Origin of the sequence: Burkholderia cepacia (assembly GCF_001718835.1) — a bacterium.
Lineage (GTDB): Bacteria > Pseudomonadota > Gammaproteobacteria > Burkholderiales > Burkholderiaceae > Burkholderia > Burkholderia cepacia_F.
On sequence record NZ_CP013444.1, the window covers coordinates 1,026,847 to 1,046,082 of the forward strand.

The 19,236-nt window shown below is 62.5% G+C and carries 19 protein-coding genes; 11 read left to right on the plus strand and 8 right to left on the minus strand.

The window, feature by feature from the left end; all coding sequences use genetic code 11:
* Positions 1–18 precede the first annotated feature (18 nt).
* Genes WT26_RS24925 through WT26_RS24950 form a run of 6 tightly spaced genes read right to left on the minus strand, consistent with a single transcriptional unit; the run spans position 19 to position 6,429 of the window.
* Complete coding sequence (locus tag WT26_RS24925; RefSeq protein WP_060292458.1) at positions 19–1,227, minus strand: pyridoxal-dependent decarboxylase, exosortase A system-associated; 1,209 nt, start codon at positions 1,225–1,227, stop codon at positions 19–21.
* A complete protein-coding gene (locus WT26_RS24930; protein ID WP_060292459.1) occupies positions 1,224–2,843 on the minus strand; it encodes an acyl-CoA ligase (AMP-forming), exosortase A system-associated in 1,620 nt (539 codons plus the stop codon). Before WT26_RS24930 ends, WT26_RS24925 begins: the two co-directional genes overlap by 4 nt.
* Positions 2,844–2,893: 50 nt before the next feature.
* Positions 2,894–3,841, minus strand: coding sequence for a 3-oxoacyl-[acyl-carrier-protein] synthase III C-terminal domain-containing protein (locus WT26_RS24935; protein WP_060292460.1), 948 nt, complete (start codon positions 3,839–3,841; stop codon positions 2,894–2,896).
* Positions 3,838–4,875, minus strand: coding sequence for a 3-oxoacyl-[acyl-carrier-protein] synthase III C-terminal domain-containing protein (locus WT26_RS24940; RefSeq protein ID WP_069274211.1), 1,038 nt, complete (start codon positions 4,873–4,875; stop codon positions 3,838–3,840). Before WT26_RS24940 ends, WT26_RS24935 begins: the two co-directional genes overlap by 4 nt.
* Positions 4,859–5,137 carry an acyl carrier protein gene (locus WT26_RS24945; RefSeq protein WP_060292461.1) on the minus strand — a complete coding sequence of 93 codons (279 nt, stop codon included), beginning with the start codon at positions 5,135–5,137 and terminating at the stop codon, positions 4,859–4,861. Before WT26_RS24945 ends, WT26_RS24940 begins: the two co-directional genes overlap by 17 nt.
* Positions 5,138–5,169: 32 nt before the next feature.
* On the minus strand, positions 5,170–6,429 hold the full coding sequence (locus tag WT26_RS24950; protein WP_060292462.1) for an acyl-CoA dehydrogenase family protein: 1,260 nt from the start codon (positions 6,427–6,429) through the stop codon (positions 5,170–5,172).
* Positions 6,430–6,663: 234 nt separating this feature from the next.
* On the opposite strand from WT26_RS24950, the gene WT26_RS24955 reads away from it, so the two are divergent.
* The gene (locus tag WT26_RS24955) at positions 6,664–7,500 is read left to right on the plus strand and encodes a FadR/GntR family transcriptional regulator (RefSeq protein ID WP_060083720.1); all 837 of its coding nucleotides are present in this window, start codon (positions 6,664–6,666) and stop codon (positions 7,498–7,500) included.
* Positions 7,501–7,729: 229 nt separating this feature from the next.
* On the opposite strand, the gene WT26_RS24960 is transcribed toward WT26_RS24955, so the two are convergent.
* Together WT26_RS24960 and WT26_RS24965 are read right to left on the minus strand one after the other, a co-directional pair.
* Entirely contained in the window at positions 7,730–9,154 is a 1,425-nt protein-coding gene (locus WT26_RS24960; protein WP_060292463.1) for an amidase family protein, read from the minus strand.
* Between the two features lie 341 nt (positions 9,155–9,495).
* Positions 9,496–9,735, minus strand: a complete 240-nt coding sequence (locus WT26_RS24965; protein ID WP_060083480.1) for a helix-turn-helix domain-containing protein — start codon at positions 9,733–9,735, stop codon at positions 9,496–9,498.
* A 255-nt stretch (positions 9,736–9,990) separates the two neighbouring features.
* Here WT26_RS24965 and WT26_RS24970 point away from each other — a divergent pair, with 255 nt between their 5' ends.
* From WT26_RS24970 to WT26_RS36295, 10 genes are all read left to right on the plus strand, one after another.
* A complete protein-coding gene (locus tag WT26_RS24970) occupies positions 9,991–10,866 on the plus strand; it encodes a branched-chain amino acid ABC transporter permease (RefSeq protein ID WP_060292464.1) in 876 nt (291 codons plus the stop codon).
* Between the two features lie 3 nt (positions 10,867–10,869).
* A complete protein-coding gene (locus tag WT26_RS24975) occupies positions 10,870–11,943 on the plus strand; it encodes a branched-chain amino acid ABC transporter permease (protein ID WP_060083483.1) in 1,074 nt (357 codons plus the stop codon).
* Positions 11,943–12,677 carry an ABC transporter ATP-binding protein gene (locus WT26_RS24980; RefSeq protein ID WP_060083486.1) on the plus strand — a complete coding sequence of 245 codons (735 nt, stop codon included), beginning with the start codon at positions 11,943–11,945 and terminating at the stop codon, positions 12,675–12,677. The genes WT26_RS24975 and WT26_RS24980 overlap by 1 nt, the downstream gene beginning before the upstream one ends.
* Positions 12,664–13,434 carry an ABC transporter ATP-binding protein gene (locus tag WT26_RS24985; RefSeq protein WP_069271064.1) on the plus strand — a complete coding sequence of 257 codons (771 nt, stop codon included), beginning with the start codon at positions 12,664–12,666 and terminating at the stop codon, positions 13,432–13,434. Before WT26_RS24980 ends, WT26_RS24985 begins: the two co-directional genes overlap by 14 nt.
* A gap of 8 nt (positions 13,435–13,442) precedes the next feature.
* On the plus strand, positions 13,443–14,621 hold the full coding sequence (locus tag WT26_RS24990; RefSeq protein ID WP_060292506.1) for an ABC transporter substrate-binding protein: 1,179 nt from the start codon (positions 13,443–13,445) through the stop codon (positions 14,619–14,621).
* 52 nt (positions 14,622–14,673) lie between these two features.
* Positions 14,674–16,086, plus strand: a complete 1,413-nt coding sequence (locus WT26_RS24995) for an amidase family protein (protein ID WP_060292465.1) — start codon at positions 14,674–14,676, stop codon at positions 16,084–16,086.
* A complete protein-coding gene (locus tag WT26_RS25000; RefSeq protein ID WP_060083491.1) occupies positions 16,083–16,637 on the plus strand; it encodes an amino acid synthesis family protein in 555 nt (184 codons plus the stop codon). Before WT26_RS24995 ends, WT26_RS25000 begins: the two co-directional genes overlap by 4 nt.
* 62 nt (positions 16,638–16,699) lie before the next feature.
* Positions 16,700–17,737 (plus strand): porin, encoded by a 1,038-nt coding sequence (locus WT26_RS25005; RefSeq protein WP_063806910.1) that lies wholly within the window; start codon positions 16,700–16,702, stop codon positions 17,735–17,737.
* Between the two features lie 153 nt (positions 17,738–17,890).
* Entirely contained in the window at positions 17,891–18,349 is a 459-nt protein-coding gene (locus WT26_RS25010; RefSeq protein WP_060292467.1) for a hypothetical protein, read from the plus strand.
* A gap of 278 nt (positions 18,350–18,627) precedes the next feature.
* Positions 18,628–18,876, plus strand: coding sequence for a helix-turn-helix transcriptional regulator (locus tag WT26_RS36295; protein ID WP_080430723.1), 249 nt, complete (start codon positions 18,628–18,630; stop codon positions 18,874–18,876).
* The last annotated feature ends 360 nt before the right edge of the window (positions 18,877–19,236 follow it).

The window sequence follows — 19,236 nt, forward strand, 5'->3', positions numbered from 1 at the left end:
ACAAGGAACAAGGGGGTGTCAGACGAGCATCTCGATTGCATCAGGGTGGCCGAGAAAGTCTCTGGGGCTGGCCGAGCGTCCATACGCGCCCGATTGGAGGATAGCCACGAAGTCTCCGATGCGAGCTTCGGGAAGCAGCACGTCATCAGCGATTCGGTCGAGCGGCGTGCATAGGCATCCGACGATATGGCAGCGCTCCGTCGGGACTTCTGTTTGGCGGTTGCCGAGGATGATCGGGAAATTGCGGCGCAGGACCTGCCCGAAGTTCCCGGACGCAGCCAGATGGTGGTGCAGGCCGCCATCGGTGATCAGGAACGTTCGCCCTCCGGATACCTTGCGATCGATCACGCGGCAGACATAGATGCCGGCTTCCCCGACTACATATCGCCCAAATTCCAGGATTGCGCGCGTGGCCGGAAAGCGGCTGCGAAATACCTCGAGCCAATCATGCATGGCCCCGGTGACCGCGGCGAGGTTGAGTGGCGTTTCCCCTGGGAAATAGGGGATGCCGAAACCGCCCCCAAAATTGACGTATTGCGGCGCGGCCGAGAGGTTACTGGCCAATCTGACGATCAGGTTGGCACTCTTGCGTTGAGCTTCGATGACGGTCGGGGCGTGTAGACACTGGGATCCCCAAAATATATGAAAACCGGCCAACGATACTTCTCTGGCATCGCACTCGCGAAGTAGCACGGGTACCTGCTCAGCATCGATCCCAAAAGGGGTGGCCCCGCCGCCCATGCGCATACCGCTGCGATCGATGTGGAAGTCTGGATTGACTCGAATGGCGACCTTGGGCTGAACGCCGAGCTCCCAGCCAAGTGCTGTCACGAGGTGCAGCTGGGTAATCGATTCGAGGTGAATGTTGACACCGCTTGCGACGGCGCGGCGCAAGTCGTCGCGACTCTTTCCGGGGCCGGCGAAGCCAATCAGTTCTGCGGGCATGCCCGCATTCAGCGCAAGTTCCATCTCGTTGGCCGATGCCACGTCGAACCCGTCTATCTGTGGCGCGAGGTGATGGACGACCGCGGGCATTGGGTTGGCCTTGATCGAGTAATGTAGGTCGATACCGGCCGGCAGCGTATCGCGCAGCGTGCATACGCGCTCGTCGAGTATTGCGCGATCATAGGCGAAGAACGGCGTGCGCCCTGCGCGATCGGCCAGGCGATTGATCTCGACGCCGCCGACGGTGAGGATACCTTCACGCTCGCCAAACCGCGCGTTCATGATTGCCTCACTTCGGAGGCGGTGTCAGGACCGGCGAGGGCGGCGCGCAATGCGGCTCGATCGAATTTCCCGTTGGGGTTGCGCGGAACTGTCTCGCGTACCACGATGCGCTGCGGCACCATGTAGCGCGGCAAATGCGCGACACACCAGGCATGAAGCGTTTGAGTATCGAAATCCGTGGCGGCCGGCACGACCAACAGAACGACAGCTTCGCCGAGTTCATCGTCAGCGATGCCGAAGGCAACCGCTTCCGTGACCAGACCACTGTCGTGAACGACTTCTTCGACTTCTTCAGGGCTGATGCGATACCCGGAGCTCTTGATTTGCGCGTCGTTGCGCGCGATGAAGTACAGGAATCCTTCCGCGTCTTGCCGTACCAGATCGCCTGACCAGATCGCACGATCGCGGGGCGCGCCGCCAGGTTTCAGTTCGGGCGACGGTCGATAGCGCTGGGCTGTGCGCGTCGCGTCGTTCCAATAACCGAGCGTGACGCAGGCTCCGACATGGACCAGTTCTCCGGTTTCGTCGGGCCCACAAGGCGAGCCGTCATCGCGCACGACCAGAATTCGGGCGTTGGGGACAGCTTTTCCGATTGAATCGGGACGGCGGTCTACCTCTGAGGGATCGAGAAACGTCGAGCGAAATGCCTCGGTCAGGCCATACATTAGATAGGGTTTGGCTTGCGGAAACAACGCCCGGAGTCGCTGCAAGACGGGCGTCGGCAGCTTGCCGCCGGTATTCGCGAAGTAGCGCAGTGCCCGGCGTGCCGGCTCAGGCCAGGCCACACGCGCCAGTTGCATCCATAAGGGCGGTACGCCTGTGATTGCCGTAATACGCTCGCTCACGCAGGCATCGATCACGTCTTGCGGTGCAAGATAGTTGATGAGCACGGCAGTGGCCCCCGCCGCCCAGGCGGATGTGAGTTGACTCAGGCCAGCATCGAAACTGAGCGGCAGGGCGGCGAGGATTCGATCGGATGATGTGTGCTTCAGATAATGGGCAACGCTCCAGGCGCCCTCGAGCAGGTTGCGATGGCTTAGCATCACGCCCTTTGGCAGTCCAGTCGAGCCTGAGGTGTAGAGGATGGCGGCTAGATCCGTGTCGACATTGGTCGGCGCCGGTGAGTGCGGCGGATGGTTACCATCGCTTTTTGCGCGATCCACGCCTGCCGATTCGGGCCAGGTCTGGATGTGCGTTGTTGTTCGCAGGTGCCGGCTGGCGGAGCCGGCATCGTCGACGAGGATCGTGTAGGAAACGCCTGTGAGTCCATGTTCGTCAAGGACCCGCGCGCGTAGCGCGCTCGTAATCAGGCAATCGGCACCGGAGTCGTGCAGGATGTGTGTGACCTGCTGGGGTTTGAGGAGCGGATTGATGGGAACGAACACGCATTGCGCGGCGGCGGCACCCAGCATCGACACGACGGTTTCGACTCGTTTGTCCAGATAGATCGCAATGCGCGCGCCGCCGGTGAATCCAAGCGCGTAGAGCGCATTGCCCATGCCTCGCGCGCGGTGTACCAGGTCCTGATAGGTGACTCGGGAGGAGCCGCAGACGAGCGCTTCCGCATCAGGGGTGCGGTTTGCCGTGGCGTGCACGAGGTCGAGGATGTTTCTCATGATGGTATCCGGATCGAATGTCGAGCGTTGAAAGGAAATCGTTCAGATGATCAGTGGCGGACCACCATCGCACCGAAGCAACCTGCCAGGCCACACGAGAACAGCAACGACCAACCGCCCGGTTCCCGGTTCGAGCACGTCTGGAAGTTAATGAAGGGATCGGCGCCAAAGACGTGGCCGATTGGTGCGAAGTTCGCAGTGAACAGCCGCTCGCGAGGGATGGCCAGCATTGCCATCAGCCTGGACCAGCCAGGAAGATTGGCGTGATGAGGCAGTACGTGCGTAATCTCACGTGTCGTGATGCCTGCTTGTTGAATGGCGGCTCGCATGGTCGTGAATGCAGACCAGTAGTACCGATCGTCGGGAACGGGCTGCAGATCCTCGTCGGTGCCGTGGAAGAATCGTCCGTCTGTATACAAGTGCAGGCCCGCAATGGCGTTTCGATGACCGTCTCGATCGAGCAACAGCGCACAGGCACCGTCGCTATGGAGGGCAAGATCCTGGATTGCTCGCAGCCGGTCGCAGTGGGATCCGATCACATCGGCGCAGACCACAATGGCGCGCCGGATGGAGGGCCGTCGCATGACGAGCGCCTGCAATACACGGATCGCGGCCATTGGTGAGACGCAGTGCTGCTGCGTGACTGAGAATGCCAGCGCACGGTTCAGGTCCGTTTGGGACTGAATCTGTTGGGCGGTACTTGCTGGTGGTGCGATAACGCTGGTCTGAATCGTGTGCGTGTACACGAACGCATCGATTGTTTCAGGCGCTATTCCGGTGTCGCGCAGCAGGGACGATATGGCGTCGACGGCAAGCGTCACCGGTGATTCGCCAGCTGCGTCATGGAACTGCGTCACGCCGTTTTCGATCAGTGCACGCGCGCGAGCCGACGGCTGACCACATCGCTCCGCCCAGCGATGTGCATCCACTGTTTGCTCCGGTAGACTGCATGCGATGGCAGACAGCACGAGCGAGCTGGCCTGTTGCGACGCAATCATGATCCACCTCCACGAAACTCAAGGAGAGCGCAACCAGCCTGCCCTTGGAAGCCGGCGGACCAAACGAGGGCATGTTGTCCCTCGCTAGGGTTGATCGACCGCAGCAGTGCGTCGAGCCGCGCAGGCGTGTCGGCGGCGCAGAAATGGCCGGGCGCGTCCATGCGTATGTGACAGGCACGTTCGGGCCGCAATCCACAGCGCGTGTGGATTCCGCGAGCCAGATGAGTGTCGATTGGCGCCGGAAGTACCCAGTCGACATTGGCAGGTTGAAAACCCGCGCTTGCGCACGTCTCGCTAATGACGTCCGTGAGCGTAGATGTATAGATGGGTTCGCGCTCACTTGCGAGAGGTGGGATTCCGGGCGTCCGTACGGTGAGCCCGCTCACGCGCCATCCCGGGCCGGGGTGTCTCGCGATCAGTACAGCAGCGGCCCCGTCTCCCATGTCGATCATTGCGCCGATCCGACGCGAGAACGGCCGGCGCCAGCGTTCCGCGGCGACAATCACGACGGTATTCAGTCGGGAGTCATCGGCCATCATCGCCACGGCAATCTCCAACGCCATCAGGAACGACACGCCTTGAAGCTGACCGATCGCGAGCGGGGCTCGGGTTGATCCAATTTCGCTATGGAGACGGCAGGCACACGACAATGCCAGATCATGCTCGAAGCTCGTTGTGCATACGATGATTTGATCGGGTGTGGCCGCGGCGACCTGAGGCGACGAGTCAAGCAGCGCTCGCACTGTGGCGAGTGCCATGTCGGACAATGTCAGGGCGGATTCCACAGCGCCCCGGTTATTGGCAGCCGGTGATACTTGCGGCAACGGCATACCGGCCACGCCGAACGGGGCACCACTGTCGCGCCACCGCAGCGTATCGGCATACACTGCTTGCATCACATCCTCCCGTGCGGACCCGCCCGAAACCATGAATGGTTCGACATGTGCATCGGGCGAGACATCGGGCGATGGGATATATCGTGCCGTGGCGACAATGCGCGGCTCGACACCAGTGAAGTTAGTCGAAGGACGCATGGGATTCGACGAACGAGACGAGATTGCCAAAACGCAGGAATAGATCGGCGGACAGATCCTCGGGCGCTAGCGTGAAGCCGAAGCGCTGTTCGAGTTGCAGCAGCAGGTCCGTCATATTCATCGAATCCACGCCGACATCGAAGAGGTTGGTGTCGTCTACGATGAGATCGGTGCTCAGAGTGCTGCCAAGTACCGACAGCAAGCAAGCTTTCACTGTCTCGGACACGCTGGCGGAGCCGGGGGAGGCGGGATGGGTTGCCATGAACGATCTCCAGTGCGAAATTTCGGACGGGGTCAGGATGGGTGCGCTTGCGTCGAACGGTGCGACGTGGGAGAGATGGCCTCCCAGGGTAGTGATGCCGAGCGTAGTGCGGCGCGAGCAATCATGAGCCGCTGCAGGTCCCCGGTGCCTTCCATGATGTCGAAGGCCTTTGCATCGCGATAGCTTTGCTCGAGCGACGGAAAGGCAGCGACGCCATCAAGGCCGGCGAGATCGATCGCCGCTCGGGTGACGCGGGCGGCTACTTGTGATGCATACGCCTTGGCCATCGATGCATCCACCGAAGTGACCATTCCTTGATCTGTTTTCCACGCCGCGTGTCGGAACAGCGACTGGGCTGTGGTGATTTGCCGATCGATATCGAGCAGCGCTTCGTTCACGTCGGCAGTGCGCTGACGTTGATTCACAGGATGTCCGCCTGCCTCGAAGTAGGCCGCGAGATCGTCGCGTACTCGTCGACATGCGCCGACCATGACCGAGGAAAGTAGGGGGCGGAAGTAGTCCCATGCGTGTTGTGCGCCCGAAAACGCGTCGTTGAGGGGCTTTTCGTCACCGCGTCTGAGAAGCGCGTCGTCAGGTACTTCGCAGTCGTTGTAGGAGAGAACCGCGAGTTGACTGGCGCGCAGCCCCACCATTTGCTCGACGCGATCGACAGAGAAGCCCGGGATGTTGCGATCGACATGGAACGCTCGAACCCCGAAACGACCAGCGTGCCGGTTGATGGTGGCGAACGTGATCACGTCGTCCGCGCGTGCGCCATTGGTGATGAAGCACTTGGTGCCGTTCAGCACCCAGCCGTGTGCTGTCTTGCGGGCGGTTGTCCGCATCGCGGTGGCATCCGAACCGCAATCAGGCTCCGTGATAGCAAATGCACCCCAACGTGGTGTATGGCTGCGAAATCGTTCGAAGAAGCGAGCCTGTTGCTCACTGCTGCCGAGCGCGAGAACAGGCGGCATTGCAAGACCGGGGCCGGGCAGGGCGAGCGCCAGTGCGGCGTCGGCGTACCCGAGATATTCCATCAGTGTGACGCGTGATGTCAGCGACTGTACGTCCGGACACCCCCCGTAGGCGGACGGGACGAGATTCAGATTCAGTGCGGGTAGGTCCTGAGGCGCGCACACTGCGTCCGGAATCTGTCGTGTCCGGTCAGCTTCGGGGCCGTGCACACGCATGCGCGCTGCGAGCCGATCCAGCTCCAGCCCGTAGGCCGAGAGGTTTGACCAGATTGCCGCAAGCGAGGGCGGCACCTGGGGCGGCTTCATCGACTGTGACATGCGCGATTTCCTCCTGTTGGTGCCGCTATATCGCACGACCGACATGTACGGAAGTAGCAGGCGCTTGGTGTATGGCGCTCGGACTGCAGCCTAGGTGCTGGTCGTCGTCTTGGCTACCTCCCAACGTTGGGAGGGGCTGGGTCATGGAGCCAGAAATCTGGTCGTGTTGAACGCGGATGCCCGATAATGGCGCCGGGATACAGCAGCGAATGGCCAACGACGGACGTGACGGATATGGCAGGGCGAAAACCGACAACTGAAAAGAAGATGCCGCCGGCGCAGCCGGATAAACGGGGCACGCGCGCGATCAAGCGCGGCGATCAGGTGGCTGAGCAGATCAAGCGTTGGATCAATGACGGACAGGCACGGCCGGGAAAGCGCCTGAACAAGGAGGCCGAGCTCCAGCAGATGTTCAACGTCAGCCGAGGCTCGATGCGTGACGCGCTCAAGGCGCTGGAGATACAGGGGCTCGTGAGCCTGAGCACCGGTCCGGATGGCGGGGCGACGATCACACGCGTACCGCTCGCGCGGGCGTTCCAGTCGCTGCAGAACTATCTGTTTTTCGAGAGCGTCACGCTTGAGGACATTTATGCGGTGCGTCGCACACTGGAACCCATGGTGGCGGCGGGCGCGGTTCCCTATCTGAGCGACGCGGACTTCGAAGCGCTCGAGCGCAGCGTGTCCGTCTGCGAGCCGTTCGAGGCGCGTCACGCCGAGGCACTCGACCAGCGCCACGAGGACATCCATTTCCACGACGTACTGGCGGCTGCGCATCCGAACGCGTTTCTGCGCAGCCTATGCCAGATCATCAACCAGATGCTGCACACGCTGGTGATCGTGGCCGGAAACGTGACGCAGCAGGACTATCAGGCGTTCGGCCGTCACACGGTCGCCGCCCATCGCGCGATCCTGGACGCCGCGCGGCGACGAGATGCCGATGCGGTCGCACAGCTCATGGCGGCGCACATGGACGAAGCGCAAGCGCAGCTACGCACGGTCCACGCTGCGCTGCAGCAGAAGCTGGTGCTGGACTCTGAACTAGATTTGGACACGGGCCGTAGCGCGCCGTGAATGCCGGAAGAACTCGACATTCGCTGCGTTCAGCGGAACGACGTTGCCGCACTTCCCGCACATGCGGGAGCTTGGCTACCGACCTGAAGCCACAGCAATGGCGGCTTCGGTTTGATCGATTCGAGAGTGCACGGAGATCGCGGCTTTTTCCGCTGGCGACCGTCAGTCGCACGAGACTTCCGCGCACGATAGCTGTGCGCGGGCGTGGTCAGTTGTGAGTGTCTCGTTCTCACTTGGGCGCCGTGACGGCAGCAGAAGCAAACAGGGCGTGCGTCATCTCGGCAAACGGTGCTCGTCCGAACGCGAGCTCGAGAACGTGGCTCGCCCACAGGACCAATGCATCGGCGTGACGACCGCCGACAATCTGTATGCCGATGGGGAGTTGCCGCTCCGTTAAGCCGGCATAGAGGCTGGCTGCAGGTAAGCCTAGTTGATTGCACCATGCCGTGAAATGAGGAAACAGTTCTTTGTTTGACGTCAACTCGGCGAGCGGCATGGCGACCCGCGGATACACGGGGCAGATGAGGATATCGTGTTGCTCGAAAAAGCCATTGACCGCAGCACCCAGGTCACCGCGTTCGATCAACGCGCCCAGCAATGCCTCACGCGACAAGTCATCTCCTGCGCGAGCATACGCCTGCAGCGATGGATCCAGTTCGTCAGTGCCGCGTGGCAGGCTGGACGTAAGCTGTCGGCAGCACGCGCGCCACAGGGTCGCGTGGACGGCATTGCATCGAGAAATGGTCGGTGGGTCGGCAGCATCAACCCGAGCGCCCAATTCGCGGAAGATTGCTGCGGCACGTATCACGGCGGCGTGGATTTCTGGTTCAACCGCGACCGGTAGCCCGAGCGTTGGGCTACAGGCAATACGGATGCCGTTGGGGACGGGCCGGCATTGCAGCCCGCGTGCGTAGTCGCCACCATCGAACGGCAGGGCGTACCAGTCGCGGCTGTCGGGGAGGCTGATCACGGTGAGGATACGAGCGGCATCTTCGACGCAGCGCGTCATGGGCCCGACATGGCTGAACAACCCGAATGGGCCGCGAGGTGCGTGCGGGACCCGCCCGAAGCTAGGTTTGAACCCGAAGGTTCCGGTGAATGCGGCGGGAATACGAATGGAGCCCCCTCCGTCGGTCCCGATCGCTGCGGGGCCCATCCCGAGCGCAACTGCTGCTGCAGCGCCACCGCTGCTTCCGCCGGGTGTGCGCGTGAGATCCCACGGATTGCGTGTAATACCGGTAAGCGGGCTGTCGGTGACGATCTTATGTGCAAAGTCGGGTAGCGTGGTCTTGGCAAAACAGATTGCGCCTGCTTCACGCAGTCTTGCAACGCAGGGACTGTCCGACTGCGCCGGTTCCGGCGTGGTAGCGCGAGAGCCGTGCCGCGTCGCGACACCTGCGATGGAAACATTGTCCTTGATGCTGACCGGTACGCCGTCGAGCGGACTAAGCGGTATGCCACGTTGCCATCGGGCCTCGGAGGCCCGCGCCATGCTGAGCGCAGTGTCGGTGACATGGCAGACCGCGTTGACTGCGCGGTCAAGCGACCGAATGCGGTCGAGCGCGTCACGCATGACGTCGACTGGCGACACTTCGCCGTTTTCGTAGAGTGTGGTGAGCTCGCGCGTCGTCAGCTCGCAAAGGTTGCCAGCCATGGTGACTCCAATTAATTATAATAAATTTACGATAGGCGTGGCCATGGCGTATGTCAAGCGCGAGAGATTGGCAAATTTTGTCGGGTAAACGTGATGAATGTCGGCGTTGACAGGTAATTTTCACGCCCGTAAATTGATGATAATAAATTGGGGCGTAACGATCTGGTGGTCGAGCCGAGTGTGTATGGCCAGTGCTCGCCACCCACTGGATGGGTGCAGTCCAATATGATCGGCGAACGCGTGTCACGCCGACCGGCAGCGGTGCGCTTGTGGTTGGGTCTTCGGGAGGTATTGCGACAGCGGAGGTGTTCTGCAGAGGTGGGGAGCCGAAATAGAGCAGGTCAACGAGAGCTGATGCGATCCTCGGCGCCTTTGATTATTTGTGATAGCGGCGTGTCGAGTGCCTCGGCCAAAACGAGCAGGGCGTCGAGTCCGGCAACGGTCTCTGCGCGTTCGATGAGCGAGACGGTATTGGGGTGGACCTGTGCGCGAACGGCGAGTCCGACCTGGGTCAGCTTTTTTCTTTTGCGACGGCTGCGGATCTCGTTGCCGAGCGCCTTGATGAATGATTCTGTGGTCATGCCAACTCGATTTGATTAGGCAAATCGAGTATCGGCGAGCATTCGCCCTGAAATTCACAACAAATTGTGAATTCGATCTGTTTTGTCCTATGATTAACAATATATTGTGAGTTTCGATCGTGATGTTCGTCGAGAGGCGAACGGTGGGGCGTCATCGCGCGTTGCACCGGTAGCTGGAAGTCGATACCCCTAGAGCGACGTACCACGTTGAGAGGGGACGTGCCCCTTTGATTAATGTGAGCAAGTGAGGGTTATATGGTAGTTATCCTAAATATAATGAGTTATGTCTGCCTCTTGATGCTGATCGCTTTGGGGCTCGCCATTGTTTTCGGCATGATGGACATCGTGAATCTCGCGCACGCAGAGTGGGTCACGATCGGCGCCTACACGCTGGCAGTGGCGCAATCGTTGGGCGGGCCGCATGCGTTTTGGCTGGCGTTGTTTGCGGCGCCTGCGGTGGGTGCGGTGCTCGGATGGTGCCTTGAGCGCCTCGTGATCCGGCTGCTCTATGACCGGCCGCTCGACACGCTGCTTGCCACCTACGCGATCAGCCTGATCGTCCAGAAGGCCCTCGAGCTGATCTTCGGCACCCATCCAATGCTGGTGTACGCGCCGTTGAGCGGGGCGCTTCCCGTGCCCGGGGGCAGTTATCCGGCCTATCGACTCTTCGTGATTGGCGTGGCAGTGGCGGTGCCGGCCGGTTGCTGGCTGCTGTTCGCCTACACGCGTTTCGGTACGCAACTGCGTGCAGTGATCCAGCATCCTGCGATGGCCGAGGCGGTCGGCATCGACACGCGGCGGCTGAACCGACTGGCGTTCTGTGGCGGGGCCGCGCTCGCGTCGCTGGCCGGCGTACTTGTCGCGCCGATGGTCTCGGTGGAGTCCCACCTTGGCGTCGCTTATCTGGCCAAGTCGTTCTTCGTGATCGTTTTGGGTGGTATCGGTTCGATCGCCGGCAGTCTGCTGGGCAGCGCCGTCGTTGGCACCGCCGAAACGCTGCTCAGCTATCACGTAGATCCGTCGCTCGCCTCGGCGATCGTGCTGATCCTGTCCATTGTTCTGATCCGGTTCCGCCCACAAGGCCTGTTGCCTAGCTTCAGCGCCGCTCATCAGCTCCACGGTAAAGGTTAAGTCATGCTCCAACAACCTTTTGCGCGCACGCGCCGCTGGCTGTCGCAGCCGGCGATCAGTATCGAAGACGCCTCTCCAATGGCAATCGGCGTAGCGATTGTTGTTACCGCATTGATCTTGCCGTTTTGCCTGGGGCCCTACCTGCTCTCGACCGTGCGCGACGCGCTGATCATGGGGCTGCTCGCACTGAGCTACGACTTGCTGTGGGGCAGGGCCGGTGTGCTCACGCTCGGGCATACGACCTTCTTCGGACTCGGCGCGTACGGTTTTGCAGTCGCCACCGTGCAGTTTGGGCAGACGGCCGCCATCGGAATGATCGCGGGGCTGGTCTGCGCGATGGCCGTCGCGGCCGTGCTGGGCTACTTTCTCCTGTTCGCGGGTGTCCGGCTGCACTTCTTCGCCATTATCAGCATGGCCGTGCTGATTATTGTCCAGCAACTGGCGACGAGCTGGCAGTCGGTCACGGGCGGCGACACGGGCCTCCTAGGTATTCCGGGATTGTCCTTGTCACTGGCCGGGCACACGCTCGATTTGAGCGGAGCGCGCGGCTCCTGGTACACGGTAACGGCCGCGCTCGCCGTGCTGCTCGTCGCGATCTGGCTCGTGTGCCGCAGTCGGTACGGCAAGGTTCTGGCTGCGATCGCGACCAACGAATGGCGCGCGAAGGCCTGCGGTTATCACACGTCGGGACACCTGTTGCTGGTGTTCGTCGTCTCAGCCGGACTCGCTGCGGTCGCGGGAACGTTGATGGCCGCCTGCTCGGGGGTAGTGGCGCCGGACGTGTTCTCGCCGGTACTGGCCACCGAAGTGATTCTCTGGGTCGCCGTCGGTGGTAGAGGTACGCTCGGCGGTCCCGTGCTCGCCGCCGTCGGGTTGACGCTGCTCAAGCAGACCGTATCGAGCGCAAGCACTGACGGATGGCCGCTGCTGCTCGGCGCATTGTTCCTCGGCTGCGTGCTGTTCCTGCCCAATGGTGTACGGCTCGGTGGCTTGATCGCTGGCGCGCGTCGATTCGGTCGGAGTCGACGGGGACGCAGTCCCTTGCATCGTGCCGGACGTGTGGAAGGAGGGCGGTAATGGACACGCCGTTGATGAAAGGTGAGAGGTTGCAACGCACGTTCGGCGGCATTCACGCGGTCGACAACGTCGACGTCTCGATTGGTGCGCGCGACCTGCTGTGCGTGATTGGCCCGAACGGCGCTGGCAAAAGCACGCTGGTCGGACTGTTGTCCGGCGCGAACGCACCGGGCTCCGGGGAGTTGTATCTTGCCGGCGAGCGGGTGACCGGCAGGCCGATGCACCAGTTCTGCCGAAGCGGCGTGGTCCGCAAGTTCCAGGGCACCAACACATTCCTCTCAATGAGCGTGCGCGAGAACCTCATCGTCGCCGGTCTCGGCGTCGCCGCGTACCGGGACACGCCTATGCCCGACCCGGACGCGATTCTGTACGAGATCGGACTGTCGGCCCAGGCGGATCTGCGCGCGATGGCCCTACCGCATGGCGAACGCCAGTGGCTTGAGATCGGCATGGCGATGATGTGCCAACCCGCGTTGCTCTTGCTCGATGAGCCGGCCGCCGGCCTGTCGGCCAATGACGCCCAGCGTCTCGTGCGCCTGATCCATCGTCTGCGCGAGCACTGTGCGGTGCTCGCGATCGAGCACGACCTGAGCTTTGTCGAGGCACTGCAGTGCGAGACCTGGGTCATGCACCGCGGCCAGATCGTGCGACAAGGTTCCTATGCAGACATCGCGCGCGATGAAGAAATCCGGCGCATCTATCTCGGTCAGGGAGCAGGCCATGTTACACGTTGAGAATCTGTCGGCCGGTTATGGCGACGTCGCGGTGCTGCATCAGATCGACCTCGACGTCAGGCCAAACGAAGTCGTCGGCGTGCTCGGCTGCAATGGCGCGGGCAAGACGACCCTGGTCAAAGCGATCATGGGCTTGCTGCCACGCGTGAAAGGCGAGATGCAGTTTCAGGGGCAATCCATTAACGGCCTGCGTACCCATGCGATCGCCCGGCGCGGCATCGGGCTGGTCCCGCAGGGGCGCTGGATTTTCCCCAAGCTGACCGTGCGCGAGAACCTCATGATGGGCACGCAGGCCGCTGGCGGTGGGGAGATCCTCAATGAGGTGTTCGAGTATTTCCCCATTCTCAAGTCCCGGCTTGGGCAGCACGGCGGCACGCTATCAGGCGGTGAGCAGCAGGTGCTGGCGATTGCCCGCGCGCTGTGCGGCCGGCCGAAACTGCTGTTGCTGGACGAACCGTCCGACGGCGTGCAGCCGAATCTGGTCGAGTTGATCGGCGAGGTTATCCCGACACTGTGTCGCCGATCGCAGCTTTCCGTGCTCCTCGTCGAGCAAAACCTTGATCTCGTGTTGCGTAGCGCCCAGCGCTGCATTGTGCTCAAGAACGGGCGACTCGCACATGCAGGACCCGTTGAGCCCCGACGCGGCGCCGCCGGCGCTCACCCGTTAGCGCAATACCTGTCGCCGGCTGCCGAGCCGGACACACCTTCAATGCCTGCGCCACATTCGACGCATTCTCACCTGGATCTCACCCGATGAAGACCACGATGAACCGCCGTGCCTTTACCCGAACCGCCTTATTCAGCGCCGTCGGCGCACTCACGACTTCCGCCGTACCGTCGTGGGCGCGGACCGCTACGCCGCTCAAGGTCGGCCTGCTTGCGCCGCTGAGCGGCCCGCTCACGCGCGTGGGCGAGACCAACCGCAACTGCGCGAAGTTGGCCATCGACGAAATCAATGCTGCTGGCGGACTGCTGGGCCGTCCGCTGCAATTGAGCGTCGAGGATACCCAGATGTCGACTGCCGTGACGCTGCAAAAAGCGCGGCAGTTGTTGATGCGCGACGAGGTCGCGGTTTTGACCGGCATGGTGCTGCCGTCGGAGCGTGAAGCCGCACTGCAGGCCGCCAAGTCCGCCGGACGCCTCGTCATCTACCCGAACTTCGACGAGGGGCGATGCGACCCGCACCTGCTGACCACTGGCCTGGCCGTCAACCAGCGCGTCGACCCGCTGATCGGCTGGCTGATGCGCCAGGGTGGCCGCTCGGTCTGTGCGGTGGTCTCGGACATTGGCAGCAACCGCAAGGTACTGGTGCCCGAGCTGCAGGCGGCGGTGAAGCGTCACGGCGGGCAGTTTCTCAACGTGTACTGGTTGCCGTTCGGCACGCGCGACTACGGGGCCGTGCTGCAGCAGCTCGCCAGCGAGCACCCGCAGATTGTCTGGCACAGCATCGGCGACGATCCGGTTACGTTCGTGAAGCAGTATCGGTCTTTCGGCATGAAGCCGCAGCTCGCGACCGACATCGCACACGAATCACTGTCGATCGCGACCGCTGGCGCGTCGACTGGGATCGTAGGGGTGTCGTCTTACTTCATGAGTCTGGATAACCCCGAGAACCGGGATTTTCTCGCGCGCTATACCGCGCACGCGGCCGGCCCACATGATCCGAGACTGGGCCCGTATGCGACGGTGCTGCCACACGGGGAGTGTACTTACGCCGGGATACGCCTGTTCGCAGAGGCGGTCAAGGCGGCTGGCAGCGTCGACGTGGCTCGCGTGAAGGCTGCGCTGCCGGGCGTATCGCTGAGCCTGCCGCGTGGCAAGACGGGCGTGAGCCGGGACGGCGATCACGTGATGTGTCAAACCCGCATCGGGCGCGCCCTGGCGGACAACAGCTTTGCGATTCTGGACTCGGCCAGGCCGATCCTGCCCACGTGCGAAGGATAGCTGCTGCACGTGTCGATTCGGCATTTTTTCTTTCTGATAATTAGGAATACATATGAGCGACGTAATCGAAATGAGCGTCAGTCAGTTGATCGCTGCCTATCGATGCCGTGCACTTTCACCCGTTGAGGTCATGTGTGCGGTGCTGGACCGGGTCGCACGGTTCAATCCCATCGTGAACGGCGTGTGTAGTCTTGACGAGGACAGTGCGCTCGCTGCCGCCCGTGAGTCGGAGCGGCGCTGGATGCGAAGCGAGCCCAGCGGATTGCTGGATGGTGTGCCGGTCTCGGTCAAGGACCTGATTGCCGTGCAGGGATTACCGACCCGGTACGGTTCGTGTACGTCGGCGAGCGCCCCGGCAGTCGAGGATGCCCCCGCCGTTGCGCGGCTGCGGCAGGCCGGTGCACTGCTGTTCGGCAAAACCACGACCTCGGAGTTTGGCAATAAGATTGTCACGGACAGTCCGCTTACCGGCATTACACGCAATCCGTGGGACTTGCGGCGCTCGCCGGGCGGCAGCAGCGGTGGATCCGCGGTAGCGGTTGCGCTCGGCGTAGGGCCGCTGTCGCTGGCCACCGACGGTGGCGGTTCGATCCGCGTTCCAGCCTGCTGGAGCGGCGTGGTGGGAATGAAACCGACGTTCGATCGGGTGCCTACCGGGGCGGCAGGGAGCTGGACTGGCCTGTCAACGCTCGGACCGATGGCGCGCACCGTGAGCGACGCGGCGCTGATGCTCACCGTGATGGCGCGCGAAAGCGACGCGCGCTGTCCCGCTTGTGCCTGCCTGGATGTCCGTGTCGGTCTGGACGACGGCATCGCCGGTTTGCGTATTGCCTATTGCCCCGCGCCTGCGGGTGTACAGGTTGAGCCCGACATTGCCAATGCCGTCCGGCACGCGGTGGAGCTACTTGAGGCGCTCGGGGCAACCATCGAGGAAACGGACGTGGCGCCGCTCGCGGGCTATGTGGAGAGCCGCATGCACGCGATCCAGTGGGCCGTGTTCTTTTCCCAGCGGGTCAGGCAGCTCCATTTTTCCGCGCGGCCGCAGCTCGATTCGGACGTGCGTGTGCTTGCCGAGACGGGCGATAGCATCAGCACCTCGAGCTTCGTCGATGCGCTTCAGGCGCGCCACGCCCTCACGGTTGCAATGGCCGCGTTCTTCGAAGCGTACGACCTGCTGGTGACACCGACGTTCCACTGCGGCCCGCCGCTCGCGCCGGGGCTGCCCGAACATCAGCGCATGGCGCCGCCCTTGACGTCATGGTGCAACCAGACCGGGCTGCCTGCGGCGAGCGTGCCCTGTGGTTTGCCGGCGGGAGTGCCAACCGGACTACAGATCATCGGACCGCGGGGCCGCGATGCGCTAGTCCTGCGTGCGGCCCGTGCGTACGAATCCGCACGCGGTCCGTTTCTGGCGCCGGTAGAGGCCATGCGAGACCAGACTGGGGACGCGGAGGTTCGCGCGTGAATTCACCCATCACCAAAATTGTCGTCCACCTCCTCGAGCGGCGCACCGAGTTGCACGTACCGGTTGACCCGCCACATCGGCAGGTCGTGGCGGCGGCAGTTCTCCGATTCGACAAATGGCGCGCGGACGCGCCGCGCACGGCGCTCGAGCCGCTCTATGAACTCGGCGCCGAGCTCGGTACGTTGCTGACTGGACGTGCGCGATGGGTACTGGATGTCGCGCCATCGGCGATCCAAGCCTACGGCAAGGCCGCGCTGGTGGGCAGTGCGGTGCCGCTGGAGTGTGCGGCGGCGCTCCTGCATCCGCGCATGGGTAAGGCCATGCGCGCGAGCTTGCCTGGCGCCACGTCGCTGATCCCGTCGGTGACCAAGCGCGCCGCGCCAGGCGCGTGCTTGGACATCCCGTTGCACGGGAGCACCGACATGTGGAGCTTCGACCACTTCGACACGGTATCGCTGGCGCTGGCCGACGCGCCTGCGTCGAACGAGATCGTGGTGGCGGTCGCGCTGGCCGACAGCGGTCGACCGCTCGCGCGGGTGCGACCGGACTGAACCACAGCCGCCGCCTAGATACCGCGACACGGACAAACAATCACAAAGAGGAAGGAGACGTCATGCAGATAAGAAAATTTCGGGGTAGCGCAGGGAAGTGGGCGGTCATGTTGGGCATGTGCACATCCGCCGGGATCGCACATGCACAATCATCGGTCTCGCTGTACGGCTTGGCTGACGCATTCGTTGGCGAACTGCATCCGGCTGGTGCAGCTGGCAATGCATGGCAGGTGGGTTCTGGCGGGATGACGACTTCGTACTGGGGGATGTCCGGCGCGGAGGATCTGGGCGGCGGCATGAAGGCCATCTTCACGCTCGAGAGTTTCTATCGTATCAACGGCGGTCAGGCCGGCTCGTTTCCGGGGCAGTCATTTTTTGGGCGGAATGCCTTCGTTGGTTTGAGCGGCCATTTTGGGGAGTTGACGCTGGGGCGCAATACGGCGCCGCTGTTCGTCTCGACGCTGCTGTTCAATCCGTTCGGTAATTCATTCGTCTTCTCGCCGATCGTCGTGCACAGTTTTCTCGGCTCGGCCATGGGCGCTGCGTCGCTCCAGAGCGATACGGCGATCGACGATTCGATCCTTTATCAGACGCCCGAGGTGGGCGGCCTGTCGGGCAGCCTGCTTTACAGCAACGCCGGCGTCGCCGGTCATGTCGGGCAGGCCAACTATAGCGCGAACGTGCTGTACTTCGCCGGCCCGTTTTCGGCTACGGCCGCCGTGCAGAGTCTGCACACGGCATCGCTGTTTCTCAACGGCGCCACGGCCCAGACCGCCTGGATGGTGGGTGGCGCGTATCGGTTGCGTGCGGTCAAGCTGTTCGCGCAGTACCAACGCGTGGACAACAACAATCACGTCACGGACGACACGGTGCAGATCGGAGCAAGCGTTCGAATCGGGCTCGGGAGCGTACTGATGTCGTGGGCGGGAACACAGCGACGCCCGTCGGTTGGGAATCGTATCCGTTGGTCGACGGCCGCGCTCGGCTACGACTACCCACTGTCGAAGCGGACCGATGTGTATGCAGCTTGGCGTTATGACACGATCACGCGTGTGTCGTCAGGAAATAGCGTGGGCGCCGGGATACGGGTCAAGTTTTGAGCCGCACTATGCCGTTGCGGCGGAACGCGGCCGGGCCGGCTATCCGACCTCGGCCGCCTCGTGCGTGCTCGATTCGAGATAACCGGATGCATTCGGCTCGATGTGAGGCTCGCGGTATCATGTCGCAACGTCATCACGAATACTTCATGGCTCATGGTTTTGCCGAAAGTCAGGCGCGCTGATCGCAAGCCGCTCACGAAAAGCGACCTCCTGCCTTTGCCGACTGCGAAGGTCCGTGCGTTGTCTCTCGAAAATCATATGGCGCTAGCCGCGATACGGGCCGGTCATGGGGGAGAAGAGCAAATCAGTTGTCTGCTACGAGTCGTCTATCTCGCGTTCTATATGCGCGGCGAGACCGAGGCGGGAGCAGATCTGAGTGTTTACCGGCAAGCCGAGGCCGCTTTGGACGCATGCATTGCACGCGCGGAGCAGGGCACCGCTTGGCTGTTGCTCGATCGTGAGCAGTCGACGATCGAGCAGATCTTGGTCGTTCATGACGAACAGTTGGCGGCCGTGCCGATGCACAGGTACTGCGCCGCTTGGGAAAACCTTCAACGATTCATGACCGGGCAGATCCGGTCACCCATTCCGACGCTGAATGTGCCGTCGTGAGATAGAACAGTCTCTCGCAAAAATACCCTGAGATCTTCCTCCCAGCCTGCGGGGCAAGCGCGACGTCGGTCGCTGCGGAAGGTCGCGTCAACGCGCAATGGCCTTGCAGCGACACGGATGCGACGGGCCACGGGCACGCGATATGCGATCTTCGCCGAGATGCCGTGCTGAACCGACGGAATGTCCCGTCGATAAGACGGGTTTGGCGACGGGTCGCCTTTACTGCTTGAATGCCCTTCAGTTCCGGCCATGTTCGTGCCGGGTATGGAGGGCGAATCATGTCTTGGAATGATGACGGAACGCGCACGATCTTGCGCCGACGACAGGTCGAGCAGTGCACGGGTCTATCCAGATCGACGATCTATAAACGCATGCGAGACGGAACGTTCCCGCCCGCCATTCCGCTCGGCGGGAGGATGGTAGGGTGGCGGGCAGCGGATATCGAACAGTTCTTGGCAAATCCTGCGCGATATCGGGCTTCCCAGGTGCACGAGGCGGAAGAGCAGGGAGGCGGCGGTGAAGCGTGATGAGCAGCTGTCGCTCGATGAGCGTCTTCGTAACTGGGGGCAGTCGAATCGCGGTGCGTACGATCCCGTCGATGCCGAGTGCGTGACCCGCGCATGGCGAACGCTGTCGCCACGACATCGGGATTTTCTGCAGATGGTCTACCTCTGGCATGCGAGCCGAGAAGTCGTGTGTCGACGGCTGAAGATTGTTCGCCACCCCCGTCACCTTTTCGATCTCGAACTCCGTGCGGCGCGGTCCGCGCTTGCTCGCGCCCTTGAGGCGGGCGAGACACAACAGGGACATTCCCGGGACGAGTGTTAGGCGATTTCCATTGTATGGGCGCTGCTCGTGCGGTATGAATCGTAGCCGCTTCATGATGA

Bases quoted from the DNA above. Each gene is read 5' to 3' on its own strand.
- WT26_RS36295 (WP_080430723.1), top strand. From the start codon at position 18,628: ATGTCTTGGAATGATGACGGAACGCGCACGATCTTGCGCCGACGACAG.
- WT26_RS24985 (WP_069271064.1), top strand. From the start codon at position 12,664: ATGTTACACGTTGAGAATCTGTCGGCCGGTTATGGCGACGTCGCGGTG.
- WT26_RS24935 (WP_060292460.1), bottom strand. From the start codon at position 3,841: ATGATTGCGTCGCAACAGGCCAGCTCGCTCGTGCTGTCTGCCATCGCA.
- WT26_RS24945 (WP_060292461.1), bottom strand. From the start codon at position 5,137: ATGGCAACCCATCCCGCCTCCCCCGGCTCCGCCAGCGTGTCCGAGACA.
- WT26_RS24960 (WP_060292463.1), bottom strand. From the start codon at position 9,154: ATGGCTGGCAACCTTTGCGAGCTGACGACGCGCGAGCTCACCACACTC.
- WT26_RS25010 (WP_060292467.1), top strand. From the start codon at position 17,891: ATGGTTTTGCCGAAAGTCAGGCGCGCTGATCGCAAGCCGCTCACGAAA.
- WT26_RS24930 (WP_060292459.1), bottom strand. From the start codon at position 2,843: ATGAGAAACATCCTCGACCTCGTGCACGCCACGGCAAACCGCACCCCT.
- WT26_RS24970 (WP_060292464.1), top strand. From the start codon at position 9,991: ATGGTAGTTATCCTAAATATAATGAGTTATGTCTGCCTCTTGATGCTG.
- WT26_RS24980 (WP_060083486.1), top strand. From the start codon at position 11,943: ATGGACACGCCGTTGATGAAAGGTGAGAGGTTGCAACGCACGTTCGGC.
- WT26_RS24950 (WP_060292462.1), bottom strand. From the start codon at position 6,429: ATGTCACAGTCGATGAAGCCGCCCCAGGTGCCGCCCTCGCTTGCGGCA.
- WT26_RS24940 (WP_069274211.1), bottom strand. From the start codon at position 4,875: ATGCGTCCTTCGACTAACTTCACTGGTGTCGAGCCGCGCATTGTCGCC.
- WT26_RS24965 (WP_060083480.1), bottom strand. From the start codon at position 9,735: ATGACCACAGAATCATTCATCAAGGCGCTCGGCAACGAGATCCGCAGC.
- WT26_RS25005 (WP_063806910.1), top strand. From the start codon at position 16,700: ATGCAGATAAGAAAATTTCGGGGTAGCGCAGGGAAGTGGGCGGTCATG.
- WT26_RS24925 (WP_060292458.1), bottom strand. From the start codon at position 1,227: ATGAACGCGCGGTTTGGCGAGCGTGAAGGTATCCTCACCGTCGGCGGC.
- WT26_RS24975 (WP_060083483.1), top strand. From the start codon at position 10,870: ATGCTCCAACAACCTTTTGCGCGCACGCGCCGCTGGCTGTCGCAGCCG.
- WT26_RS24955 (WP_060083720.1), top strand. From the start codon at position 6,664: ATGGCAGGGCGAAAACCGACAACTGAAAAGAAGATGCCGCCGGCGCAG.
- WT26_RS24995 (WP_060292465.1), top strand. From the start codon at position 14,674: ATGAGCGACGTAATCGAAATGAGCGTCAGTCAGTTGATCGCTGCCTAT.
- WT26_RS24990 (WP_060292506.1), top strand. From the start codon at position 13,443: ATGAACCGCCGTGCCTTTACCCGAACCGCCTTATTCAGCGCCGTCGGC.